Below are 23466 nucleotides of genomic sequence, written 5' to 3'. Positions count from 1 at the left end.
TAAACCTCTTGTGGTTGTTGTTTTCAGAGATTCAATTCACGCACGGGGCGTACTTCCACACTGCCGACCCTGGCCGCCGGTATGCCACCGGCCACCTGGATCGCTTCGTTCAAGTCCTTGGCCTCGATCAAGTAAAACCCGGCGAGCTGCTCCTTGGTTTCGGCAAACGGCCCGTCGGTGATCGACAACTTGCCATTGCGCATGCGCACGGTGGTGGCGGTGCTCACCGACTCCAGTGGCTCGGCGGCGAGCATGCGCCCGCTGGCCTGGATGGCCTCGGCATAGGCAAAACACTCGGGGTCCGCAGGGCTGTCCGGCGAGGTGTGCAACACCTGCTCGTCGCTGTAGATCAGGCAGAGGTATTTCATGGGCGTCTCCGTTTTCGGACTACTGACTATAGTTCGTGGCGGTCAGGGTTTCAGGTCGAACAATGCGCTGCCGCTGTTCATGTCGAAGGGCGCTGACCAATGCTCATGCACCACGCGCCATTGACCCTCGATGCGCTGGTAACCGGCGGTCACCCGCATCCAGCAGGCCTTCACCACGCCATCCGGCCCGGCACCGCCGCAATGGGCCAGCCAATGGGCAAACGCACTCTCGGGTGCCTCGACGATATGCAGCTCATGGAACTCAAAAATACCGGGGCCGGGGCAATGCTTCATGCAGTCTTCCCAATGCGTGCGGTAGGCCGCCTTGCCCTTGAATTGCAACGCGGTGACGGCGTCGAACGAGACGATATCGTCGGCGTAAAAGCTGACAATTTTGTCGATATCACGGGCCAGCACGGCTTGCTGCCATTCATCGATCAGACGGGTGATTGCAATGCTCATGGCGATACTCCTGAGGGTGGAAAATCACGTGGGACACCCTTAGTCGAACGCGCTTTGGGTAAATCGACAGCGCGCTGAAAAATAATTTCGCGACGCGCAAACCCGCTAGAATCCACGCCTCTTTGTAGGATTTGGGATGCGCCCTGGATGGAAACCCGCCTCGTGCCCTATGAGACGCTGAGCCTTGTGCAAAAACAGCAACTCGACACCCTGCAAGTGCATCCCGAGCAACTGGCGTATTCAGGCGATATCTACTGCGCGCTGAACAGCCTGCTGGTCAATCCCAGTCCCAACGCCATAAAGGGCTTCGCCCTGCTCGCCGATGACGTGCCCGTCGCGTTCCTGCTGCTTAAACGCCCGCCCTGCCTGCCTCATTGGGCCGATGAGCACAGCGCCACGCTGCATGCGTTGCAGGTTGATCGGCATCAGCAGGGCCGTGGGTTCGGCAAAGCCTGTTTGCAGGCGCTGCCGGCGGCGGCCCTGCACGCGTGGCCGCAGATCAAAGCGTTGGAGTTGTCGGTGGACGCGCAGAATGTGGCGGCGATGGGCCTGTATCTGGCGGCGGGCTGGGTCGACAGCGGCGAGGCGTATAAGGGCCGGATTGGCCATGAGCGCCGCCTGGCGTTAGTGTTTTGAACACGATAAGGAGGTGGTGAACATGCTGACAACCCTGGAACAACTCGAAACCCTCTACGGCCTCCCCCACGAGCGGGCGGTGCGCAAGGAGATCCCGTTTCTCAACGAGGATTACCAGGCCATGGTGCGGGCGTCGCCACTGGTGGTGGTCAGTTCATCCGGGCCGGAAGGCATCGATGGCTCGCCGCGCGGCGATGTGCCGGGGTTTGTGCGGATTGTGGATGAGCGCACCCTGGCGATCCCGGATCGGCCGGGCAATAACCGCCTCGATACCCTGCGCAACCTGGTGCAGGACCCACGCATCGCATTGCTGTTCATCATCCCGGGCATTGGCGAGACCTTACGCGTGAATGGCCTGGCGCAGATTTGCATCGAGCCCGAGTTGCTGGAGAGTTTTGCGGTGAATGGCAAGCCTGCGCGCTCGGTGATTCTGGTGCAGGTGCAAGCCGCGTATTTCCACTGCTCGAAAGCGTTTGTGCGCTCGGACTGCTGGAACCCCGAGAAGCACCTGGACCGTTCGGCATTGCCGTCGGCCGGGGCGTTTCACAAGCGGCTCAATAACGGGCAGTTTGACGCCGAGGCGTACGACCGGGAAATGCCGGAGCGGCTCAAGGCCACGCTGTATTGAAAGACCTGTGGGGCCGGAGCGCCGGCCCCTGTGAGTCATCAGGCTTTCTTTTCGACCGGCATCCAGATCTCAACGGAACCGGTGCCTTTGCGTGCATCAAAATCCGCGCTGTAGCGCTCGAAATCCGCCCCGGCCACCTTGTAGCCCGAGTGTGGCAACCACTCGAACATGATGCGCTCGTAGGTTTGCTCAAGCGCTTGCACCGGGCCGTGGTGCGCAAATACCGCGTAATGGCGGGCAGGCAATTCAACTGACTGGAAATTGCTGGGCACATCGCTTTTGGCCGGTACTTCAACGCCGGCCAGATAGTCGAACTCGCCTTGCTTGGCGTTGTAGCACACACCATACATCTGGCGGTCAACGCGCTTGCTGATGTCTTTGATGTTGCCGTCGAGCACTTCCCACAACTTGGGAATATCCCCCACGGTGGCTTTGTCGTAATGGCCCTTGAGCCCGGCAATCACCAGGGCTTTGCCCTCTTCCAGGCGTGGCTGCAAGGGTAGTTTTGTCTGCTGATCCATCTGAACAGTCTCCTTCTTGTGAGGGCACAAACCCGCATCGAGTATAGGGGCATATTGACGCCTCACCCCAATCAGAAATTTTTCCTGCGCCATCTGGACAACTGGCCATCATCGACCGTATTGTCTGCCCCGCAGGCCACCGCAGTGGCCGACGTCGCTCGGACGGTTCCGGGCGCTTACGTACTCTTGAGGCAACAATGGCAGACCAAGGTTCGCCGTGCCGCTTTGCGCGCATAGATCGACTCCCCCCTTACGTTTTCAATATCACGGCCGAGCTGAAGATGGCTGCGCGTCGGCGCGGCGAAGACATCATCGACTTGAGCATGGGTAACCCTGACGGCGCCACGCCTCCCCACATCGTGGAAAAAATGGTCACCGTCGCCCAGCGTGAAGACACCCACGGCTACTCCACCTCCAAAGGCATTCCGCGTCTGCGCCGAGCGATCTCGCGCTGGTACAAGGACCGCTATGAAGTGGACATCGACCCGGAAACGGAAGCCATCGTCACCATCGGCTCCAAAGAAGGCCTGGCGCACTTGATGCTCGCCACCCTCGACCAGGGCGACACCGTGCTGGTGCCCAACCCCAGCTACCCGATTCACATCTACGGTGCCGTGATTGCCGGCGCCCAGGTGCGCTCGGTGCCGCTGATTCCGGGGGTGGATTTTTTCGCTGAACTGGAACGCGCCATTCGTGGCTCGATCCCCAAGCCGAAGATGATGATCCTCGGCTTCCCGTCCAACCCCACCGCGCAGTGCGTGGAGCTGGACTTCTTCGAACGGGTGATCGCCCTGGCCAAACAGTACGACGTACTGGTGGTGCACGACCTGGCCTACGCCGACATCGTCTACGACGGCTGGAAAGCCCCGTCGATCATGCAAGTGCCGGGCGCCAAGGACATTGCGGTGGAGTTTTTCACCCTGTCCAAGAGCTACAACATGGCCGGCTGGCGCATCGGCTTCATGGTCGGCAACCCGGAACTGGTCAACGCGCTGGCGCGCATCAAGAGCTACCACGACTACGGCACCTTCACCCCGCTGCAGGTGGCGGCGATTGCGGCGCTCGAAGGCGATCAGCAGTGCGTCAAAGACATCGCCGAGCAGTACCGCCAGCGCCGCAATGTGCTGGTCAAGGGCCTGCATGAACTGGGCTGGATGGTGGAGAACCCGAAGGCGTCGATGTACGTCTGGGCCAAGATTCCCGACGCGTATGCCGCCATGGGCTCGCTGGAATTTGCCAAGAAACTGCTGCTGGAAGCGAAGGTGTGTGTGTCGCCGGGCATCGGCTTTGGTGAGTATGGGGACGATCATGTGCGCTTCGCGCTGATCGAAAACCAGGACCGCATTCGTCAGGCAGTGCGCGGGATTCGCGGGATGTTCCGCGCGGATGGGTTGGTACCCAAAACCGGGGCATAACTCGGTCAACAATGTGGGAGGGGGCTTGCCCCCGATAGCAGAGTGTCAGTCACTGCATCGGGTGACTGGCCCACTGCCATCGGGGGCAAGCCCCCTCCCACATTTGTTTTGCGGTGTGCCTGTTAGACCACCATCGACAGCAACATGATAAAGATCAGCGCCACCACCGACAGGATGGTCTCCATCGCTGTCCAGGTCTTGAACGTCTCGACCACGGTCATGTTGAAGTACTGCTTCACCAGCCAGAAACCCGCATCGTTGACGTGAGACAACACCAGCGAGCCTGCGCCTGTCGCCAACACCAGCAGCTCACGGTTCACGCCTGGGATCATGCCCACCACCGGCACCACGATGCCTGCGCCGGTAATGGTCGCCACGGTCGCGGAACCAGTCGCCACGCGAATCACCGCCGCCACCAGCCACGCCAGCAAAATCGGGTTGATCTGCGCGTTCACCGCCATATGGCCGATCACGTCACCCACGCCGCTGGTCACCAGCATCTGCTTGAAACCGCCGCCGGCGCCGATGATCAAAATGATCGCCGCGGTTGGCGCCAGGCTGGCGTCGAGCAGTTTGAGGATTTGCTTGGAATGAATGCCCTGGCGATGGCCAAAGGTGTACAGCGACAGCAGCAACGCCAGCAGCAACGCGGTGATCGGGTGACCGATCATGTCCATCCAGTTACGAATGGCGTGGCCGTCCGGCAGCGCGACGTCAGCGAAGGTTTTGAGCAGCATCAGGAACACCGGCAGCAGCACGGTGATCAGGGTGATGCTGAAGCTCGGCAGGTCTTTGGATTCGGGCTCGCGGGCCAGTTGATCGACCAGTTCCTGGGACGGGTTGCCCGGAATGTACTTGGCGATAAACGTACCGAAAATCGGCCCGGCAATGATGGCGGTCGGCAGGGCGACGATCAGGCCGTACAGGATGGTCTTGCCGATGTCGGCGCCAAACACGCCGATGGCCAACAGCGGGCCCGGGTGCGGTGGCACCAGGCCGTGCACCGCTGAAAGCCCGGCGAGCAGCGGGATGCCGATTTTGATCAGCGACACGCCGGTGCGGCGCGCAACGATAAACACCAGCGGGATCAGCAACACAAAACCGATCTCGAAGAACAGCGGGATGCCCACCAGGAACGCGGCGAACATCATCGCCCACTGGACTTTCTCTTTGCCGAAGGCGCGGATCAAGGTCTGTGCGATCTGATCGGCGCCGCCGGATTCGGCCATCATTTTGCCAAGCATCGTGCCCAGCGCGAGGATGATGCCGACAAAGCCGAGCACGCCGCCAAAGCCGTCCTGGAACGCCTTGATGATCTTGTCCACGGGCATGCCGGAAGTCAGACCGAGGAAGCCGGCCGCGATGATCAGTGCAATGAACGGGTGCACCTTGAACTTGGTGATCAAAAAGATCAGCCCGATGATAGTGACCACTGCATCTAGCAGCAGGTAAGACTCGTGGGACATGCCAAACATGGGGGGTCTCTCCTGTTTGTTGTTGTTATTAAAGCGGGTGTTGAATTTCCTGCCGGGGATAGCGCTATCTTTTCCGGCAAAAAATTAATGGGTTGGTTCAAAGCCGTGTTGCAGCCACCAGGCATTGGTTTGCTCGGCCAGGTCCTCGACGCTGTCTTCGCTGGCGTTGAGCGCCAGGGTCAGCGGCTCGCCCACGGGCGATTCAAGGGTGGCGAACTGGCTGTCGATCAGGCTGGCCGGCATGAAATGGCCGGGGCGATGGGACACGCGGTCGGCGGCCACGGCACGGGTCAGCTCCAGGAACACAAAGCCCAGGCCCGGCGCGGCTTCGCGCAGGTGGTCGCGGTATTTTTTCTTCAGCGCCGAACAGGTCAGCACCGGATGCTCGCCGGCTTTAAGCGAGCGGCGCAGTTCATCGCACAGGATGTCGAGCCAGCCGGCGCGGTCGTCGTCGTTGAGGGGATGGCCAGCGCTCATCTTTTCGATGTTCGCGGCGGGGTGAAAGCTGTCGCCTTCGATGGCGGTGGCGCCGTTCAGGCGGCACAGGGCTTCGCTGACGCTGGACTTGCCACAGCCAGAAACACCCATGATGACCAGGGCGGTAACAGGTTGACTCATGAAACACCTCAGGACGCAGATAGCGCTACCTTCGCACGCTGTAAGGCTAGTGCAAAAACAGGCTTTTCCCGCGCCGACTTGTCATTTTTATGGAGTGACGCGTGCATCCTCTCCGAAACCGTTGAACCGGATCAGGCAACCCTGCGTTCAAGCATTTGCAGCCTTTTGGAGACAGCGCTACCTTAGTGCCTCGATTTTTGTTTGGCAACCGCCTGATGACCTCCAAGAACGATAAAAATACCCGCACCACCGGTCGCCCGACCCTCAACGAAGTAGCCCGCCTGGCCGGCGTCAGCCCGATCACCGCCTCGCGCGCCCTGCGTGGCATCAGCACCGTGGCCACCGAGCTGGTGGAAAAAGTGCAATGGGCCGCCGCCGAACTCAACTACGTGGTCAACCCCGCCGCCCGCGCCCTGGCCTCGGCGCAAAGCCACTCGGTGGTGGTCATCGTGCCGTCGCTGTCCAACCTGCTGTTTATCGAAACCCTGGAAGCCATCCACCAAGTGCTGCGGCCCAAGGGCTTTGAAGTGCTGATCGGCAATTCCCACTATTCACGCGACGAAGAAGAAAACCTGTTGCGCAACTACATGGCCTACCAGCCACGCGGGTTGCTGCTGACCGGCTTTGACCGAACGGAAAGCGCGCGCCGGATGGTCGAGGCCAGCAATGTGCCGTGTGTGTACATGATGGACCTGGACCCGAATGCCGGCGTGAACTGTGTGGGGTTTTCGCAACTGAGTGCGGGTGAAACGGCGGCGGCGCACTTGATCTCGCGGGGGCGCAAGCGCCTGGCGTACATCGGCGCGCAGTTGGACCAGCGTACGTTGCTGCGCGGTGAAGGTTTCCGCCGCGCGCTGCAACACGCCGGTATGTATGACCCGGCGCTGGAATTGCTGACACCGCGCCCCTCCTCCGTGGGTTTGGGTGGCGAGTTGTTTCTGCAGTTGCTGGCGGCGCATCCGGACGTGGATGCGATTTTCTTCGGCAACGACGACCTGGCCCAGGGCGCACTGCTGGAAGCCCTGCGCCATGGCATCAACGTGCCGGAGCGCGTGGCCGTGTTGGGTTTCAACGACTTGCCCGCCTCTTCTTTCATGGTGCCGCGCTTGAGCAGCATCAGCACACCGCGTGAAGCGATTGGCCGGCGTTCGGCAGAGCACCTGTTGACGATCATGGCCGGCAACAAGATCGCCAAGCCGGTGGTGGACATGGGCTTTGAGTTGCAAGTGCGCGAGAGCACCTGATTTTTGAAGGCCAGACACACTCAACGTGTGGAAGCTGGCTTGCCTGCGATGGCGCAGTGTCAGGCAATGATGTGTTGACTGACTCACCGCCATCGCAGGCAAGCCAGCTCCCACCTTTTTTACCGTGCCCACTTGAGATGTAGGACGCCTGTAGGACGCGGCTGACATTGCGGTCAGTGCCTTGCCCGGCTGCCTACGCTTACGTCAGAATCCGCCGGCTTGTGCGCTGGGGTGGTGGTCTTTAGGGTTTGCCGGTCGCTGAATTTCTCGGTGACCGGGTTTAGTAGCCCGAACCTCCCAACACAATATGCACAAGCCAACTATGGCGGCTGTGCGTAGGGCGCCTTCGGGCGCGCCGGGTTTGTGTGGGATTACCGGTCTACTAACCTGCGTACAGTTGCCACCCAACTTGTTTAGTAGCGATGCGGGTGTTGGCACAAACCAGGTACTTCAACCATGCAAAGCGTCAATCCCCCGAATACGCTCTTCACCATCATCCCCGATGCACCCATCGAATCCCTGCTGATCAACAGCTACGAAACCGTCTGTTCCGTCAGCGCCTTGTTGCTCGACCTCTCCGATGACCTCACTGGCAAGCACCGCGACGTAGCCCTCGCCATTCATCAATTGAGCGAGCTATCAGTGCTCATGGTAGGCAAAGCCATGGACCAGCAGACACCGCGCACCTGACGCCCTGCTCGGTTAAACATGTGGGAGCTGGCTTGCCTGCGATGGCGGCGGGTCAGCTACACATGGGCTGACTGACCCAGCGCCTTCGCGGGCAAGCCCGCTCCCACCTTTACCCTGCCCACTTGAGGGCAGGGTTAATCCGCTGAAGCCAGCATTTTTACCAAGGCCGACGCTCCCCTGTGCAACGGCTGATTTTTCAACCACACCGCATTCACCACCATCGCCAGCCCGTTCTCGATGTTCTTGAAGTTCAAGCGCCGCAAGCGCCCCGCCGCCAGCAACGGCGCCACCACCGACTGCGGGAAGTTGCCCCAGCCCAGCCCGGCTTCCACCATCTCCAGCGCCATGCCCAGGGTGTCGGTCCGCCAATAGGATTGCCCCACCAGTGGCCGACGATCGCTGAGGGGCAAGTCCCGGCCGGCCACCAGAATCTGTCGCACCCGCACCAAGTCTTCCAAAAACGGCTCACCGCCCGCCTGGGGGTGTCGCGGGCTGATACAGGCCATCAGTCGCTCGCTGCCGACAAACTGAAACCGCTCCAGCACATTCACGCTCAACCCCGCATAGGCCAGGCACAGCTGCACCCGGCCGCTGTGCAGCAGCTGCAAAACGTCATCTTGCGGGGCGGTCAGCACTTCGATGTCGAGCAACGGGAATTGCTCACTGAGCTCGCCAATGGCGGCCAGCAGGCGGCGCGTATTGATGTCGGCGCCCACGCCAATCGACAGCTTGCTCTCCAGACCCTGAGACAGCTGCAACGCATGCACCTGCAATTGTTTGAGTTGCTCGGCCATCAGCCGTGCATGGGGAATCAACGCCAGCGCCAAGTCGGTGGGCACCGGCTCGCGGTGGCTGCGATCGAACAACGGGTAACCCAGCTCGGCTTCAAGGTTGGCAATGCCCATGCTCACCGCTGAAGGCACCTTGCCCAATGCCCGCGCCGCCGCCGAAAACGAGCCACGCTCCACCACCGCCAAGAACAACTGGACACTGTCGCTGGTAAAACTCATCGCGCCACCTATCAATAAAACTGAAACCTTCTGACTTTTAGTATCAGCCAAGCTGACGCTATCTTCTGCGCCCTCTGAGGTTCCTGTCACGTAGAAAAGAGGAAGTGGTATGCGAGGCGTGAAACGCAAACTGGTGTATGTGTCGCTCTACGAGCTGATCGGCATGACCTTCTCGGCGCTCGGGCTGGCGCTGCTGTCGGGCACTCACCCCTCCAGCACAGGGCCGTTGGCGGTCGTCATCACGACCATCGCGGTCACCTGGAACTTCATTTACACCTCAGTGTTCGAGCGCTGGGAAAGCCGCCAGGCCGACCGCACGCGCACCGTCAAACGGCGGATTGCCCACGCGGTCGGGTTTCAACTGACGCTGATCGTCTTCCTGATTCCGCTGATCGCCTGGTGGATGAAGGTCAGCCTGGTGCAGGCGTTTATGCTGGACCTGGCGTTGATCCTGTTCATTCCCTGCTACACGTTTGCCTTCAACTGGCTGTTCGACCGCACCTTCGGTTTGCCCGCGTCGGCGCTGCCGGCCACAACCGCGTAGCGTCGAAGGTTTACCCCTGATAGATTCCCATGGGTCATCTCCATCGTCAGGGAAGTACCATGGGACACTCACTGAAAATCCTGGGCCGCACGTCCTCCATCAACGTGCGCAAAGTGCTCTGGACCTGCCAGGAACTGGGCATCGACTACGTGCGCGAAGACTGGGGCATCGGTTTCAAACCCACCCAGTCGGCCGAGTTCCTCGCCCTGAATCCCAACGCCCAGGTGCCGGTGCTGATCGACGACCACGGCGTGCTGTGGGAATCCAACACCATCTGCCGCTACCTGATAGGCCTTTACCAACGCCACGACCTGTTGCCCGCCGAGCCAGCGCCACGCGCTCGGGTCGAGCAGTGGATGGACTGGCAAGCCACCGAACTCAACCGCGCCTGGAGCGATGCGTTCACCGCTCTGGTGCGCAACAACCCGGACGGTCTCGACCCGGCGCAGATTGCCGCCGCCGTGCAGGTATGGAATGACAAGATGGGCCTGCTGGAGCAACAGCTGGCCAAGACCGGCGCCTACGTGGCTGGCGACGAATTCACCCTCGCCGATATCCTCATCGGCCTCTCGGTGCATCGCTGGCAGAACGCCCCCATGGAGCGCCCGCCCTACCCCGCAGTGGCGGCCTACTACCAGCGCCTCAGCCAACGCCCGGGCTTTCAGACCTTCGCCCTCGCCGGTCATAACTGAAACAAGGACATCCCCGTGAAAGGACTCAACGTATTGCTCACCGGCGCCTGCGGCAGAATCGGCAAGGTATTTTTCGAAGCCTCGAAAGACCGCTACCGCTTCACCCTTACTGACCGCATCGCCCCGGACTTTGACCTCGGCGAGCACCGTTACATCAACGCCGACCTCAGCGACAAAGCCAGCCTGGCCGGCCTGCTCAATGGCATCGACGTGATCGTGCACCTGTCCGGCATCCCCGACGCCAGCGCCGCGTTCGAAGATCTGCTGCCCAACAACATCCTCGCCACCACCTACCTGTTCGAAGCCGCGGTGGCCGCGGGCGTGACACGCCTGGTGTACGCCAGCAGCGCGCAAGCCATCGAGGGCTACCCGGTTGACCGGCAGATCACGCCCGGCATGCAGGTCATGCCCGCCAACCTCTACGGCGTGAGCAAATGCTACGGCGAGGCGCTGTGCAGCTACTACGCGGCAAAAACCGCGCTGTCGACCATTGCCCTGCGCATCGGCGCCTTCGAATCGCGCCAAACCCCCGACCTGAACAACGCCCGCGACCTCAGCGCCTGGCTCAGCCCGCGTGACGCCGTGCAATTGCTGCAACGCTCGGTTGAAGTCGAAGGGGTCAAACACCTGATCGCCCACGGCATTTCCAATAACCGCTTCAAGCGCCTGGACCTGAGCGAAACCACACGGGTGCTGGGCTATCAGCCGGTGGACGATGCATTCCAGACCTTCGAGATGCCCATCACCTACTGACCCTTGCGCCATAAAACCTTCAAACCCGAAGGCTTGGCGCAATAAATCGGCAATTGCGTGCCGTGGCGCACGCAATTTCACAAGCACCGGTTGACGTTAGCCCGCTAAGATTCCAGGTCACTGCCCCTGGAATCCGCCCATGTCGACACTCACCGCCTCAGCCACGGACGGCATTGACCCGATCCGTGCCGCCCACATCAGCGCGCGCATTGACCGCTTGCCCGCCGTCGCCACGCTCTGGCGCCTGGTGGCGTTGCTGTCGATCGGCGGTTTTTTCGAGCTGTATGACTTGTTCCAGACCGCCTATATCAGCCCCGGCCTGATCAGCGACGGGATTTTCCACACCGGCAGCGAGGGCGTGTTCGGGTTCTCCGATCAGGCCGCTTTCGCCTCGGCAACCTTCCTCGGCCTGTTCCTCGGCGCCAGCCTGCTCAGCCCCATTGCCGACCGCTTCGGGCGTCGGGCGATCTTCACCTTCGCGTTGATCTGGTACACCGTCGCCACGGTGTTGATGGGCATTCAGACCTCCGCCCTGGGCATCATCTGCATGCGCTTTCTGGTGGGCATTGGCCTGGGCATCGAACTGGTGACCATCGACGCCTACCTTTCGGAACTGGTGCCCAAGCGCATGCGCAGCTCGGCCTTTGCCTTTGCGTTTTTCATCCAGTTTTTGTCAGTGCCGGCGGTGGCGTTGATGTCATGGTGGCTGGTGCCCCAGGCGCCGTTCGGGGTGTCCGGCTGGCGCTGGGTGGTGCTCAGCAGTGCAGTGTTTGCGCTGTTTATCTGGCAACTGCGCAAGCGTCTGCCGGAGTCACCGCGCTGGCTGGCGCAGAAAGGCCGTTTTGACCAAGCCGGGCAGATCATGGACAGCCTGGAAGCACGCTGCCAGAAAGACCACGGCAAAGCGCTGGATGAACCCGAACCCGAAGCCGTCAGCGTGCAGGGCAACGGCCGCTTTGCCGATATCTGGCAACCGCCTTACCGCCGCCGCGCGTTGATGCTGATCGTGTTTCACGTGTTCCAGGCCATCGGCTTTTTCGGCTTCGGCAATTGGTTGCCGGCGTTGCTCTCGGGCCAGGGCGTGAGCGTGACCCACAGCTTGCTGTACGCCTTTATCATCACCCTCGCCTACCCGCTGGGCCCGTTGCTGTTTGTGAAGGTGGCCAACCGCTTCGAAAACAAATGGCAGATCGTCGGCTCGGCCATGGGCGCGATGATCTTCGGCAGCCTGTTCGCCCTGCAAACCACGGCGGTGGGGCTGGTGATCTGCGGGGTGATGATCACCTTTTGCAACGCCTGGCTGAGCTTCAGTTATCACTCGTACCAAAGCGAACTGTTCCCCACCAATATCCGCGCGCGGGCGGTGGGCTTCTGCTATTCGTTCAGCCGTTTGTCCACGGTGTTCAGCAGCCTGCTGATCGGTTTTATCCTCGAACACCTGGGCACGCCGGGCGTGCTGGCGTTTATCGCCAGCAGCATGTTGATCGTGATGATCACCATCAGCTGGTTCGGGCCGCGCACGCGTAACCTGGCGCTGGAGAATATTGCGCACTGACGGCAAGCCTTGGCCGCCGACGGGACAAAGATTGCCGCGGCGGCGGTGTCATCCCCAATAAAAACGGGCACATCGCCCTCGGCATGCTATTTGCTCCACCTGAAACACCGAACACATCCTCAGGTGACCGATCATGCTGGTTAACAACAACGCCCAAGCGGTGTCGACCGTCCAACAGCTCAAGCGACCCGACATGGACCCCGCCAACGCCGCCGCCAGCACGCTGTACAGCGGCGCCCTGCAAGCGGCGCAGCAAAGCGTGACCGTACCGGCCGCGCAGAAGGACCTGGACAAGGCCAACGACCGTATCGACGAAGCCTTTGCCAAGACCCGTGTGCAGTTGCAAGCCAGCACAGCGGCAACGACCGCCACTACGTCATCCACCACGACGGCAACAAGCACTGATGTGCCTGCCGCCGGCTCGACCACCAGCAGCGCGCGCGCCGACTTCACCGACTACATGAACAAATCCCCGGCCGAACGCATTCGCGAACAGCTGCTCAAGGAGCAGGGTTTGACCGAAGAGCAGGTGCAAGCCATGCCGCAGGAAAAACAGGACGCGATTGCCAAGCAAGTGGCTGATCGTGTGAAGCAGCAGCAAGAACAGCAAGTAGCGGCGAAAGCCACGGACCCGGCGCAGTCGGTGAAAGAAACCCTGGCTGCGATTTAACCGACACGCCCAATCAAACTGTGGGAGCTGGCTTGCCTTCGATGCAGGCACCCCGGTGTATCAAGTACACCCAGGTGATGCTATCGCAGGCAAGCCAGCTCCCACAGGGACCGTGCTTACTGCAGTTGCAGGGTCGAGTTGAACTGACTGATCGCATCCACCACATGCCGTGACCCTTCCTGAATCTCCAGGATCACCTGCCCCGCTTCATTCGCCAGCTCTACCCCAAGCCCGGTGCGGCTCAGGCTCGACTGCATGCTCGAAACCGCGCTCAGCGACAGGTCGTGGTTCTTGCGCACCACCTCCACAATCTCCACCGTCGCCTGGCTGGTACGCGCCGCAAGGCTGCGCACTTCATCAGCCACCACCGCAAACCCGCGCCCATGCTCGCCGGCCCGCGCAGCTTCAATGGCGGCGTTGAGCGCGAGCATATTGGTCTGCTCGGCGATGCTGCGAATGGTCTGCACGATGGAGCCGATGATGTCCGACTGCTTGCTCACCGCATCGATGCTCTGGGCCGCCTGGTTCAGGTCGTGGGAAATCTCTTCGATGATCTGCACGGTTTGCTGCACCACCTCCGAGCCCTTGCGTGCGCAGGCGTCGTTTTGTACTGAGGTGGCATGGGCCGAGTCGGCGGCGGTACGCAGGGTGGTGACCTGATCGGTGATGTCACTGGCGAACTTCACCACTTTGTACAGGCGCCCATTGGTATCGAAGATCGGGTTGTAGGAGGCCTCCAGAAACAGGGTTTTGCCGTACTTGTTTTTGCGTTCGAAACGGTGGGAGTGGTATTCGCCGCGGTTGAGCGAGGCCCAAAAGGCCTTGTACGCCGGGGCTTCCACTTCGCCGCGATGGCAAAACATGCTGTGGTGCTGGCCAATGATTTCTTCGCGGGAATACTGCACGGTGCGCAAAAAGTTGTCGTTGGCGTTGATGATCTGGCCTTGTGGGGTGAACTCGATCACGGCCATGGACCGGCTGATCGCGTCGATCAGGCTCTGGTTCTCGTGTTCATGGTGGACCCGCGCAGAAATGTCCGACGCCACTTTGATCACGCTCAGCACCTGATTGCTGCTGTCCAGCACCGGCATGTAGCTGGCTTCGAGCCACACTTGCTCACCGCGCTTGTTCAAGCGCATGAACGTGCCGCTGAGCGCTTCACCCCGCGCCAGGTCGCGCCACAGCTTGGCGTAGGTCTCGGTGTGGGTGTACGCCTCTTCGCAAAAGATGCGGTGATGTTTGCCGCGAATCTCCTCCACGCTGTAGCCCATGGTTTTGCAGAAGTTGGGGTTGGCGTCGAGGATCACGCCGTTGCGGTCGAACTCGATCATCGCCATGGAGCGACTGATGGCAGCCAGCTTGGCGTTGGCTTCGGTGAGGGCACAGGAAAAACGTTCGATTTCTTGCAGGTCGGATTTGTGATGGCGGTTGAACATGGTCAGATCACCCTAGATTCCCGGCGCCTGAGACGGCGCATTCCATTCTTCAGTTGGCTATTGCTGGCACACCGTCATGGGGAAAAAACCATCCGAATCGCTTTACATGCCAAGCGTCATCAACGGTTGTGGGTGAGCATAGACAGGGCATGGCGCTATGCAAGGCCACTAGTCAGCCAGCATTTTTAACAATGCACCGACCGCCGCCGAGGGTGGAAGAATCGGTGAACCGACCAAGGCAAACTCACGGTACAACGGCACCGTCAGCGGCATCACGCGCAGACCATTGCGCTGCGCCGGCAAGGCCATTTCCGGCACCAGCGTGACACCGACGCCCTCGCGCACCAGGCTGTAGGCGCTGCTCCATTCACGTACTTCCACGCGGATATCGCGCAGGCGCAGGCCGGCGTCGGCCGCCAGGCTGCGGGCATTCGCGGTACAACCGCCGGTGGCCAGTACGAAGGGTTGTTCGAGCAAGGCTTCGAGCGCCACGCTGGCATCCTCCGCGCGCTGCGCCAGTGCATGATGGGATGGCAGCACTGCCATCCACAGGTCGCGACCCAATACCGTGGCATTGCGCTCGGGCTTGGGGTTGAGCACCACGCCCAAATCGATCAGGCCCGCGTCGAGCAAGGTGTGCACTTCGCTGTCGGTCACTTCCAGGGTGGTGACCTCGATACCCGGGTTCAACTGGCGGAAACGCTGCAGCAACGGCGTCAGAAAAGTCGCCAGCACCTTCGGAAAACTGGCGATGCGAATGTTCCCCCGCAGCAGCGGGCGCGCTTCATCCACCGTGGTGCGAATGGCCTGCAGCGCGCCCATCATCACCCGCGCCTGCGCGATCACGTTGAGCCCAAGCGCTGTGGGCAACGTCTTGCGCGGTTCACGGGTAAACAGTTGCGCGCCCAGCGTCGCCTCCATGGACGCCATGGCCTGGCTGGCGGCGGACTGCGTCATGCCCACCTGTTCGGCAGCCGCCGTGATGCTGCCGTGGTCGGCGACGGCCACCAGCAGGCGCCAGTGCATCAGGTTCATCATGGCAGTAGCTGTCCTTATGGATGGGGTCTGCAGGTTTAATTTTACGCACGGTGCCACGCCCGCGAGACTGGCGCAAACCCAACGGAGTCGCCTTTGATGAAACTGTATTTTTCCCCCAACGCCTGTTCGCTCGCCCCGCATATCGTGCTGCGCGAATTGGCGCTGCCGTTCGAGCTGGTGCAGGTGAACAACCAGGCTAAAACCTTCGGCGACGGCGAAGACTTCCTGCAGATCAACCCCAAGGGCTACGTGGCGGCGCTGCAACTGGACAACGGCGATGTGCTGACCGAAGCCAGTGCCATCCTGCAATACCTGGCCGACCTCGAACCCAGCGCCCTGCTCGCCCCGGCCAATGGCAGTTGGCAACGCGTACGGTTGCAGGAATGGCTGAACTTTATCGCCAGCGAGATTCATGGCGGGTTGGCGATTTTCTTCAACCCGGCCATTCAAGGCGAAGTGCGGGCGATGTTTGTGGCCACGCTGTTCAAGCGCTTTGCGATTTTGGTGCAGACACTGGAGCGTCAGGATTACCTGCTGGGCGAGCAGTATTCGGTGGCGGACGCGTATTTGTTTGTGGTGCTGCGTTGGGCGGGTGTCCACGCTATTGATTTGCAGCAGTGGCCGGCGTTGGCGGCGTTTCAACACAGAGTGGGTGAGCGCCAGGCTGTGATCGAGGCCTTGGCTGCCGAAAATCCATGACCTGAAATGCAATCAACCCTGTGGGAGCGGGCTTGCTCGCGAATGCGGTGGGTCAGTCAGCACATGCATCAGCTGATACACCGCCTTCGCGAGCAAGCCCGCTCCCACAGTTGATCTGCTTCGTTTCAAAGAAAGGGTTTCAAGCTGCCATTGGTGATGAACGCACTCAGCGCCAATACATCCAAACCCGACCGGTCCTGATCCAGATGCGCCACTTCGCTTCGCACCGCGTCATGGACCCGCCGCGTGCCCTGCCCCAATCGCGATACACCACGCAGGTCTACCGGCGGGTCTTGTCGACCACCGCCAGCGCCTGCCCGGCGTAGTCTTCCACCCGATCGGCCACCGGCGTGTCCACCGCGGCACCGAGCCCGGTGAAGTGGCCGTTGATGCCGCCGCCAGAAATCAGGTGAGTGCGCGGCTCGATCACCGCCTCGCCACGGCCCTGAAGCGCCAGGCTGGCCTGGATGGCGATGAGGATTTCCTCGTTGGACAGGTTGAGCGCGTCGATGTCCAGGCCGTTGAGAAAGTCGATGTAGATCGGTTGCATGGTCTGCTCACTGATGGGAGGTTTTAGAGCTGGTTGTGGCGAGCGGGCTTGCCCCGCGTTGGGCTGCGAAGCGGCCCCATTCCAGACCTGCGCGCGTCCCCTGATACACCGCGGTGAATGGTTTTGGGGCTGCTGCGCAGCCCAACGCGGGGCAAGCCCGCTCGCCACAACAAGCCCGCTGGCCACAACAAGTCCGCTCGCCACGGGAAGCCCGGTCGCTTGGGCCGCAGGATTCAGGGGGTCTTGAACACGATCTGCTGCACATCGACCTTCTTCGGGATCAGGCCATTGGCAAAAAACAGGTCGGCAGTGCGTTGCTGGTTGGCGATGTCGACGGCTTCCAGCGGACGAATCGGCGCGGGTGAGCGGTGTTCGAAGTAGCTTTTAACCACCGCCGGTGGCAGGCCCAGGGTCTTGGCCATCAGCGCAATGCTTTGCTCGGGTTGGTCCAGGGACAGGCGCTGGGCCTTGGCCAGGGTGTTGATAATCGTGCCGACCGCTTGCGGGTGCTGCTTGGCAAACGGGCTGCTGACCACAAAGAAACTGCCCGCCGGGTTGAGGCCTTGGCCATCGCCCAGCACGCGGGCGGAACCGTCGACCACGGCCGCGGAGTAGTACGGGTCCCACACTACCCAGGCGTCGACCTTGCCTTGTTCAAACGCGGCACGGCCATCGGACGGCGACAGGTACACCACGTCGACATCCTTCCACTGCAAACCGGCGCGCAGCAGGCTCTTGAGGAACAGGTTGTGTGCACTGGAACCCTTGAGCAGCGCCACGCGCTTGCCCTTGAGCTCGGCCACGCTCTGAATCGTGCTGGCCTTGGGCACCAACACCGCTTCGGTCTTGCCCTCGTTCGGCTCGACCGCGAAGTACTGCAAATCAATGCCGGCGGCCTGGGCGAAGATCGGCGGGATGTCGCCGATGTTGCCGATGTCCAGGCTGCCGCCGTTCAGCGCCTCGATCAGCGGCGGGCCGCCAAGGAATTCGATCCATTGCACCTGGGTGCCGGGCAGCGCGTCTTCAAACAACTTGTGCTCGCGGGCCAGCACCATGCTCACCGAGCTTTTCTGGTAGCCGATGCGCAACGTGGAAGGTTCGGCGGCGAGCACATGGCTGGCCACCAGCGAAAGAACCACAACAGCGAGGGCTTTGAGCATCAGAGGGCTCCCTTGACCTTGGCCGCGACATCCGCCGGCACCCATTGCTGCCAGACGTTCGGCTGCTCTTTGAGGAACGCCAGCGCGACCTGGCGTGGCTGTTCACGTTTCTCGCTCATCTGCGCAAGGATGCCGTTGAGCAGGTCGATCGGCAGGTCGACTTTTTCAAAGAACGTGACCAGTTGCGGGTACTGCGCCTTGAACGGCGCCGACACGCCAATCGCCAGGTGCGCCGGCATCGAACGGGTGCCGATGGGGTGCGGGTTATTGGCGTCGGCCAGGGTTTTCCAGGCCTCGGCGTTGAACGGCGGTTCTTCCAGTTTGATCAGCTTGAAGCGGCCGAGCAGCGGGGTGGGCGACCAGTAGTAGAACAACACCGGTTTGCCGCGGCGGATCGACGACGCCACTTCGGCATCCAGCGCCGCGCCGGAGCCGGTGCGGAAGTTGACGAAGGTGTCAGTCAGGCCATACGCCTTGAGCTTCTGGCTGTTGACGATTTCCGAGGTCCAGCCGGTGGGGCTGTTGAGAAAGCGGCCTTTGCTTGGGTCTTCGGGGTCGCGGAACACGTTCTTGTAACGCGCAAGATCGGCGACCGACTTGAGGTCCGGCGCCAGCGGTTTGATGCCGCGCTCGGCGTCGCCCTTGATCACGTATTCCGGCACCCACCAGCCTTCGGTGGCGCCTTTGACCGTGTCGCCCAGGCCGAACACTTTGCCTTCGCCTTCGGCCTTGACCCACGCCGGACTGCGCCCGGCCCACTCTTCGCCGATCACTTGAATGTCGTCCTTGGCCAGCGCGGCCTCCAGGCTCACGGTGCTGCCGGGCAAGGTGTCGGTGGGCAGGCCGTAGCCTTTCTCGACGATCAGGCGCAGCACTTCGGTGATCAGGCTGCCGCTTTCCCAGGTGATGTCGCCGAAGTGGATCGGTTTGACGGCGTCGGCGGCGTGGGCCAGAACGGTCAGTGCCAGCAGCGAACCACCGAGCAGGTTTTTTAGTGTTTTCATGAGTAGCCTCTTGGAGATTCGATTCACAACGCATTCAAAGTGGGCAGGGTCACTGAGTGAAGCCTTCAGGCCGCATTGACGGTCACCCACAACCCGGTGCGGCGGGTGATGTGGATCGGCAAGGTGCGCGCCAGGGTGTCGAGGATTTGCTGCGGGTTGTCCAGCCGATAAAGGTCGCTGACGCGCAAGCCGGCGACTGACGGGTCCAGGCGCAACACGCCACGGTGATAGGGCCGCAACGCGTCGATGACTTCCGCCAACGGGCGGTCGCGCACTTGCAGCAAGCCGTCGACCCACGCCGTGGCGCCGGCCGAACTGACCCGCACCGGGCCGAAGCCGGCACGGTCGAAATGCACTTCATGGCCGGCGGCGAATTGCAGGCAACGGTTGAGCGCGCGGGCCATGTAGTCGCTGACCGAGCGTTGGGAAATCCCCAGTTCGGCGGCAATCTCGGGATACGTCAGGCCATTGAGTTGCGACAGCAGGAAGGTCGCCTTGACCTTGGCCGGCAAGCCGTCGAGCAACTGGTCGAGGGCCTGCAAGGCTTCGAGCATGTGCGCCAGGTCTTCGGGAGACGGCGCGGTGCAGGCTTCGTCGTTGTCCAGGGCATCGAGATACGCGCGCTCCAGATCGCGCCGGCGCCACAGCTGGTACATCAGGCGCTGGGCGATGGTGGTGAGCAAGGCGCGGGGCTGGCGTATCGGCACCACGCCTGGCGAATTCAGCAGTTGGACGAAGGTGTCGGCGGCGATGTCTTCGGCGTGGGCACGCGAATCGAGATGGCGGTGCAAACGGCTGCACAGCCAGTCGTAATGACTGCGGAACAATCCGCCCACGTAATCGCTGTGAGAAGTGTCGGCGCCGGACATAGTGGCTCCATCTGAGTAGGTTGCGCGTTATGTCCGGTGTTCCGGTGGAGCGATCCTAGCAAGGCTGCTTATTCTTTAATAATATTTAAAAGGTATTTTTATATAACCTTATTGAAGCTTCGAATAACCCGCGTTGACCGCCTGTTGCTGGTAATCCAACAGCACGCGGTAGTCGTCTTCGCGGGCGGGCAGCACTTGCTGGATACCCAGCGTGTCGACCACCTGCGGTAAATCCTGCAACGCCAGGTTCATCGCCTCGCGGATCTGCGCCACGCGTTCATCGCTCAGCTTGAGCGGCCCGATGTAAGGCAAGGTCGGGCTCGGCGCGCTGCGGGTGACGATGCGCAGCCCCGCCACTTCCTGCGGGGCGAAACGCGCCAAGTAGTCGTAGGTGACGCTGTCGATGGCGGCGAGGTCGGCAAGGTTTTCGCGCAGCCAGCGCAGGCTTTCACGGTGGGCGCCGCTGATGCCGACGCTGGCAAAGAAACGGCCGCCGCGCTGCAACGGCGCGAGACGTTCGCGCAGCAGGTTCATGCCGCTGTTGGAGTCATGGCCGTTGATCACGCCACGGCTATGGTAGAAGTCCGCCAGCGCGGTGCGCGGGTTGTCGTCGCGGGTCAGCAGCAGGCTGCAGTGTTCGCCCTGGCTGCTGTGGGCCAACTCGTAGCGTGGGCGACCGATCACGCGCACCTGGCCGCGCAGTTGGGTCATCAGCGGATAGCCGCAGGTTTGCGTGACGAGCAGTTCGGGCGCCAGCCACAGGCCGTGCAGGTCGAGGTGGTCGGCGTTGCGGCGGCTCAGGTTCAGACGCTCGACTATCCGCGCCAACCACTGCTGGTTGGCGCGCTGCACCGCTTCGGGGGCGACGTACATCAGCAGTTCGGCGTAGTGATCACGCATGGGCGTCTCTCAGGCAAAAGGGGCCGGGGGCTGTCGATGGCCTTGAGGCCGTGGCGGCTGATCAACTGGCCATAGCCCTGCACCACAAACCCGCCGCTGCGCGCCACCCATTGTTCGCGGCGGGCGCGATAGACGGTGGGCAACAAGTACCAGGGCAGTTTCGGCAAGTCATGGTGCACCAGGTGCAGGTTGTTGTTGAGGAACAGCCAGGTCCAGGGCCAGGCCGCTTCGTTGAGGACGGTGCGCTGTTCCGGCTGCCGGTGTGGACGGTGCTCATAGTAGGAACGGATCGACGCCAGCGACAAGGCCGGCACGCTGACCAGCAGCAGGTAATGCCACACCGGCAGTGCGCTGCAGTGGGCAATGAAGCTCAGCATCAATAAAGTCACCACGCCGTGGGCCAGCCACATCGGCCACACGTGGGGCAAGCGTTGAAGCTCATGACGCGCCAGTCGGCCAATCGCCAACGGCGCCGCGAGCAGGAACCGGCCGAGCACGGTTTTGGTCAGCCAATGCACGCGGCGTTTGAGCAACGAGCTGTTGTCCCATTGCAATTGGTTGAGGTAGCGGCTTTCCGGGTCGATGCCCGGCAGCGTCAGGTCTTCATCGTTGTGGTGCAACAAATGGCTTTCGCGGTACAGCGTGTAGGGATACCACACGGCAAATGGCGCATAGCCGAGCAGTTTGTTTACAAGAAGCGAGCGGGTGGGATGGCCGTGGAGCAATTCGTGTTGCACCGACAGCCACAGCGTCACCAACGGGATCAGCAGCAGGGTGCTCAGCCACAGGCCCAGCCATTGACTGGCGAGCATCACGGCGAACCAGCCTATGTACACGCCGATCAGCAACAGCCAGGTCGGCCATTCGGTTCGGGCGGTAAAACGGTGCACCAGGGCTTCGATTTCCCGGCGCTGGGTCAGATCAAGGTAGTTGGCCATCGGCAGCTCAGAGCAGGTGTTTCCTGCTCTGTGCATTGAGGCTCGAAAATCTTGCAGACCGTTTGGTTCTAAGCTTGTAACTCAGTGACCGAACAGGCCTGTGTCGGACTTCTTGGCTTTCTTGTCGGCGCGTTTTTCATCGGCGGTTTTTGCCGGTTTCTTCTTCGCGGCTTTCTTTGAATCCATACCTTTGGCCATGATGCATGCTCAACTGAAGGGGATGTAACAGTGGGTATACCACCTATTGCCGGGCAGAAGGCGCTTATAATCCCCGGCCCTTGATATTGCTCGCTTGAAGACCATGCCCGAACTGCACCTCGAACCGCTGGCAGCGCCGCTGTGGCCGCTGCTCAACAAGTTTTACCGTAGCCATGATTCGTCGATGAAGGCCATCAAAGGTGGGCGTTTATGGGTGGCGCGCGACGGCGAAATCGTGGCCGGGTTGTGCCTGAGCCCGGTGGTGGGTGGGCAGTGGCTGACCGGGGTGTTTGTGGACCCCGCGTATCGCGGCAACGGGTTGGCGGCGCGGCTGATTCTGCAGGCTGTGGCCGAGGTGGAAGGCACAGTCTGGCTGCTGTGCCATCCGGATCTGGAAGGTGTGTACCAGCGCATGGGCTTCACTCAGGACACGGTGCTGCCACAATCGCTCAGCGAGCGGCTGGTGCGCTATAAACGCAATAAACCCATGATCGCCATGGGGCTTATAACCAAGGGTGAGGTGCACCTCGGATAATGTGTGATCGCCCGGTAGAGGGCCCATGCTAGCCTCGACGGCACAGTGGCCCCTTACAGGATGATCATGAAAACGACGCTTGCAGCTCTGTCCCTCACCGCCCTCCTCGCCCCAACGCTCAGCCAGGCAGCCGACGCACCGATTACCGCCGCGCAGTACGCCAGCGTGCTTGCCAGCAGCTGGCGCGACCCGGCCAACAGCGCGCGCGATGTTTACCGTCATCCGCAGCAAACGTTGGAATTCTTCGGCCTGGGCGCCCAGCAGACGGTGATCGAAATCACCCCGGGCGGCGGCTGGTACAGCGAGGTGCTGGCGCCGTTGCTCAAGGACCATGGGCATTACGTGGCCGCCGTGCAGGCTGCGAGCAGCAGTGCTTACGCCGCGACGTCCGAACAGAACCTGAAAAACAAATTCGCCGCCGACCCTGCGCGTTATGCCAAGGCCGCGGTTGTCGAATTCGATCCCAAGGCGCCGGTGTTCGGCAAGCCTGCGTCGGCCGATGCCGTACTGACCTTTCGCAATGTGCATAACTGGGTTGACGCGGGCACCGCGCCGACCACCTTCAGCGCGTTCTACACGGTGCTCAAGCCCGGTGGAGTGCTGGGCGTGGAAGATCATCGGGCCAAGGACGGGGCGGATCTGGAAGCGATCAAGGACAGTGGTTACCTGACCACCGCGCAGGTGGTGAAGCTGGCAACGGACGCCGGGTTCAAGCTGGCGGGGCAAAGCGAGGTGAATGCCAACCCGAAGGACACCAAGGATTACCCCGGTGGGGTGTGGACCTTGCCGCCGGCATTGAAGTTGGGTGAGCAGGACAAGGCCAAGTATGTGGCGATTGGCGAGTCGGATCGGATGACG

26 protein-coding genes and 2 pseudogenes are annotated in these 23466 nt (G+C 61.6%); 13 read left to right on the top strand and 15 right to left on the bottom strand.

From position 1 onward, the window contains the following. Positions 1-23: 23 nt before the first annotated feature. On the bottom strand, positions 24-368 hold the full coding sequence (locus NTD89_RS24680; RefSeq protein WP_242196266.1) for a YciI family protein: 345 nt from the start codon (positions 366-368) through the stop codon (positions 24-26). 42 nt (positions 369-410) lie between these two features. Further along, complete coding sequence (locus NTD89_RS24675) at positions 411-830, bottom strand: YybH family protein (protein ID WP_262210180.1); 420 nt, start codon at positions 828-830, stop codon at positions 411-413. A gap of 147 nt (positions 831-977) precedes the next feature. On the opposite strand from NTD89_RS24675, the gene NTD89_RS24670 reads away from it, so the two are divergent. Next, entirely contained in the window at positions 978-1466 is a 489-nt protein-coding gene (locus NTD89_RS24670; RefSeq protein WP_262210179.1) for a GNAT family N-acetyltransferase, read from the top strand. 22 nt (positions 1467-1488) lie between these two features. Next, positions 1489-2094, top strand: a complete 606-nt coding sequence (locus NTD89_RS24665; protein ID WP_262210178.1) for a pyridoxamine 5'-phosphate oxidase family protein — start codon at positions 1489-1491, stop codon at positions 2092-2094. A 38-nt stretch (positions 2095-2132) separates the two neighbouring features. Here the strand turns inward: NTD89_RS24665 and NTD89_RS24660 are convergent, their stop codons facing one another. Further along, positions 2133-2615, bottom strand: a complete 483-nt coding sequence (locus tag NTD89_RS24660; RefSeq protein ID WP_242196277.1) for a GyrI-like domain-containing protein — start codon at positions 2613-2615, stop codon at positions 2133-2135. A 197-nt stretch (positions 2616-2812) separates the two neighbouring features. Between NTD89_RS24660 and alaC the strand changes: the two genes are divergently transcribed. Further along, positions 2813-4030, top strand: a complete 1218-nt coding sequence (alaC, locus tag NTD89_RS24655) for an alanine transaminase (RefSeq protein WP_262210176.1) — start codon at positions 2813-2815, stop codon at positions 4028-4030. 122 nt (positions 4031-4152) lie between these two features. Here the strand turns inward: alaC and NTD89_RS24650 are convergent, their stop codons facing one another. Both NTD89_RS24650 and NTD89_RS24645 read right to left on the bottom strand, forming a co-directional pair. After that, positions 4153-5505, bottom strand: a complete 1353-nt coding sequence (locus NTD89_RS24650) for a GntP family permease (protein ID WP_106578477.1) — start codon at positions 5503-5505, stop codon at positions 4153-4155. An 84-nt stretch (positions 5506-5589) separates the two neighbouring features. Further along, the gene (locus NTD89_RS24645; RefSeq protein WP_017139216.1) at positions 5590-6123 is read right to left on the bottom strand and encodes a gluconokinase; all 534 of its coding nucleotides are present in this window, start codon (positions 6121-6123) and stop codon (positions 5590-5592) included. Between the two features lie 212 nt (positions 6124-6335). Here NTD89_RS24645 and NTD89_RS24640 point away from each other — a divergent pair, with 212 nt between their 5' ends. Together NTD89_RS24640 and NTD89_RS24635 are read left to right on the top strand one after the other, a co-directional pair. Further along, positions 6336-7367, top strand: a complete 1032-nt coding sequence (locus NTD89_RS24640; protein WP_242196409.1) for a LacI family DNA-binding transcriptional regulator — start codon at positions 6336-6338, stop codon at positions 7365-7367. A gap of 456 nt (positions 7368-7823) precedes the next feature. Then, positions 7824-8057, top strand: coding sequence for a DUF6124 family protein (locus tag NTD89_RS24635; RefSeq protein ID WP_262210174.1), 234 nt, complete (start codon positions 7824-7826; stop codon positions 8055-8057). Positions 8058-8191: 134 nt separating this feature from the next. On the opposite strand, the gene NTD89_RS24630 is transcribed toward NTD89_RS24635, so the two are convergent. Beyond that, positions 8192-9067, bottom strand: a complete 876-nt coding sequence (locus tag NTD89_RS24630) for a LysR family transcriptional regulator (protein ID WP_262210173.1) — start codon at positions 9065-9067, stop codon at positions 8192-8194. A 109-nt stretch (positions 9068-9176) separates the two neighbouring features. Here NTD89_RS24630 and NTD89_RS24625 point away from each other — a divergent pair, with 109 nt between their 5' ends. The 5 genes from NTD89_RS24625 to NTD89_RS24605 all read left to right on the top strand — a co-directional run bounded on the left by NTD89_RS24625 (position 9177) and on the right by NTD89_RS24605 (position 13281). After that, complete coding sequence (locus tag NTD89_RS24625) at positions 9177-9611, top strand: PACE efflux transporter (RefSeq protein ID WP_262210171.1); 435 nt, start codon at positions 9177-9179, stop codon at positions 9609-9611. A 59-nt stretch (positions 9612-9670) separates the two neighbouring features. Beyond that, on the top strand, positions 9671-10303 hold the full coding sequence (locus NTD89_RS24620; protein WP_262210169.1) for a glutathione S-transferase family protein: 633 nt from the start codon (positions 9671-9673) through the stop codon (positions 10301-10303). Between the two features lie 15 nt (positions 10304-10318). Beyond that, a complete protein-coding gene (locus NTD89_RS24615) occupies positions 10319-11056 on the top strand; it encodes an NAD-dependent epimerase/dehydratase family protein (RefSeq protein WP_262210168.1) in 738 nt (245 codons plus the stop codon). Positions 11057-11195: 139 nt separating this feature from the next. After that, the gene (locus tag NTD89_RS24610) at positions 11196-12611 is read left to right on the top strand and encodes an MFS transporter (protein WP_119741516.1); all 1416 of its coding nucleotides are present in this window, start codon (positions 11196-11198) and stop codon (positions 12609-12611) included. A gap of 133 nt (positions 12612-12744) precedes the next feature. After that, positions 12745-13281: a hypothetical protein gene (locus tag NTD89_RS24605; protein WP_262210166.1), complete on the top strand. Its 537-nt coding sequence runs from the start codon at positions 12745-12747 to the stop codon at positions 13279-13281. A gap of 116 nt (positions 13282-13397) precedes the next feature. On the opposite strand, the pseudogene NTD89_RS29620 reads toward NTD89_RS24605, so the two are convergent. From NTD89_RS29620 to NTD89_RS24595, 3 genes and pseudogenes are all read right to left on the bottom strand, one after another. Next, positions 13398-13811, bottom strand: a pseudogene (locus tag NTD89_RS29620) (methyl-accepting chemotaxis protein); the annotation flags it as partial. A 177-nt stretch (positions 13812-13988) separates the two neighbouring features. Then, positions 13989-14612 (bottom strand): annotated as a pseudogene (locus NTD89_RS29615) (PAS domain-containing protein); the annotation flags it as partial. A 273-nt stretch (positions 14613-14885) separates the two neighbouring features. Then, positions 14886-15755, bottom strand: a complete 870-nt coding sequence (locus NTD89_RS24595; protein WP_262210163.1) for a LysR family transcriptional regulator — start codon at positions 15753-15755, stop codon at positions 14886-14888. 96 nt (positions 15756-15851) lie between these two features. Between NTD89_RS24595 and gstA the strand changes: the two genes are divergently transcribed. Next, complete coding sequence (gstA, locus tag NTD89_RS24590) at positions 15852-16454, top strand: glutathione transferase GstA (protein WP_262210162.1); 603 nt, start codon at positions 15852-15854, stop codon at positions 16452-16454. 280 nt (positions 16455-16734) lie between these two features. Here the strand turns inward: gstA and NTD89_RS24585 are convergent, their stop codons facing one another. The 6 genes from NTD89_RS24585 to NTD89_RS24560 form a co-directional block, all read right to left on the bottom strand. Then, positions 16735-17004, bottom strand: coding sequence for a hypothetical protein (locus tag NTD89_RS24585; RefSeq protein ID WP_262210160.1), 270 nt, complete (start codon positions 17002-17004; stop codon positions 16735-16737). Between the two features lie 233 nt (positions 17005-17237). Beyond that, positions 17238-18164: an aliphatic sulfonate ABC transporter substrate-binding protein gene (locus NTD89_RS24580; protein ID WP_262210158.1), complete on the bottom strand. Its 927-nt coding sequence runs from the start codon at positions 18162-18164 to the stop codon at positions 17238-17240. After that, entirely contained in the window at positions 18164-19168 is a 1005-nt protein-coding gene (locus NTD89_RS24575) for an ABC transporter substrate-binding protein (RefSeq protein WP_242196312.1), read from the bottom strand. The genes NTD89_RS24580 and NTD89_RS24575 overlap by 1 nt, the downstream gene beginning before the upstream one ends. A 65-nt stretch (positions 19169-19233) precedes the next feature. After that, complete coding sequence (locus NTD89_RS24570; RefSeq protein WP_262210157.1) at positions 19234-20037, bottom strand: sigma-70 family RNA polymerase sigma factor; 804 nt, start codon at positions 20035-20037, stop codon at positions 19234-19236. A 108-nt stretch (positions 20038-20145) separates the two neighbouring features. Further along, positions 20146-20937: a phosphate/phosphite/phosphonate ABC transporter substrate-binding protein gene (locus NTD89_RS24565; RefSeq protein ID WP_262210155.1), complete on the bottom strand. Its 792-nt coding sequence runs from the start codon at positions 20935-20937 to the stop codon at positions 20146-20148. Continuing rightward, positions 20910-21875 (bottom strand): fatty acid desaturase, encoded by a 966-nt coding sequence (locus NTD89_RS24560; protein ID WP_262210154.1) that lies wholly within the window; start codon positions 21873-21875, stop codon positions 20910-20912. The genes NTD89_RS24565 and NTD89_RS24560 overlap by 28 nt, the downstream gene beginning before the upstream one ends. A 301-nt stretch (positions 21876-22176) precedes the next feature. On the opposite strand from NTD89_RS24560, the gene NTD89_RS24555 reads away from it, so the two are divergent. Both NTD89_RS24555 and NTD89_RS24550 read left to right on the top strand, forming a co-directional pair. Then, positions 22177-22608, top strand: coding sequence for a GNAT family N-acetyltransferase (locus NTD89_RS24555; protein WP_145159499.1), 432 nt, complete (start codon positions 22177-22179; stop codon positions 22606-22608). A gap of 66 nt (positions 22609-22674) precedes the next feature. Beyond that, positions 22675-23466: class I SAM-dependent methyltransferase (locus tag NTD89_RS24550; protein WP_262210152.1), on the top strand; the 792-nt coding region annotated here is incomplete at its 3' end.

This window comes from Pseudomonas sp. 14P_5.3_Bac1 (genome assembly GCF_025466135.1).
GTDB lineage: Bacteria > Pseudomonadota > Gammaproteobacteria > Pseudomonadales > Pseudomonadaceae > Aquipseudomonas.
This window is presented reverse-complemented; position numbering and strand designations above follow the sequence as displayed.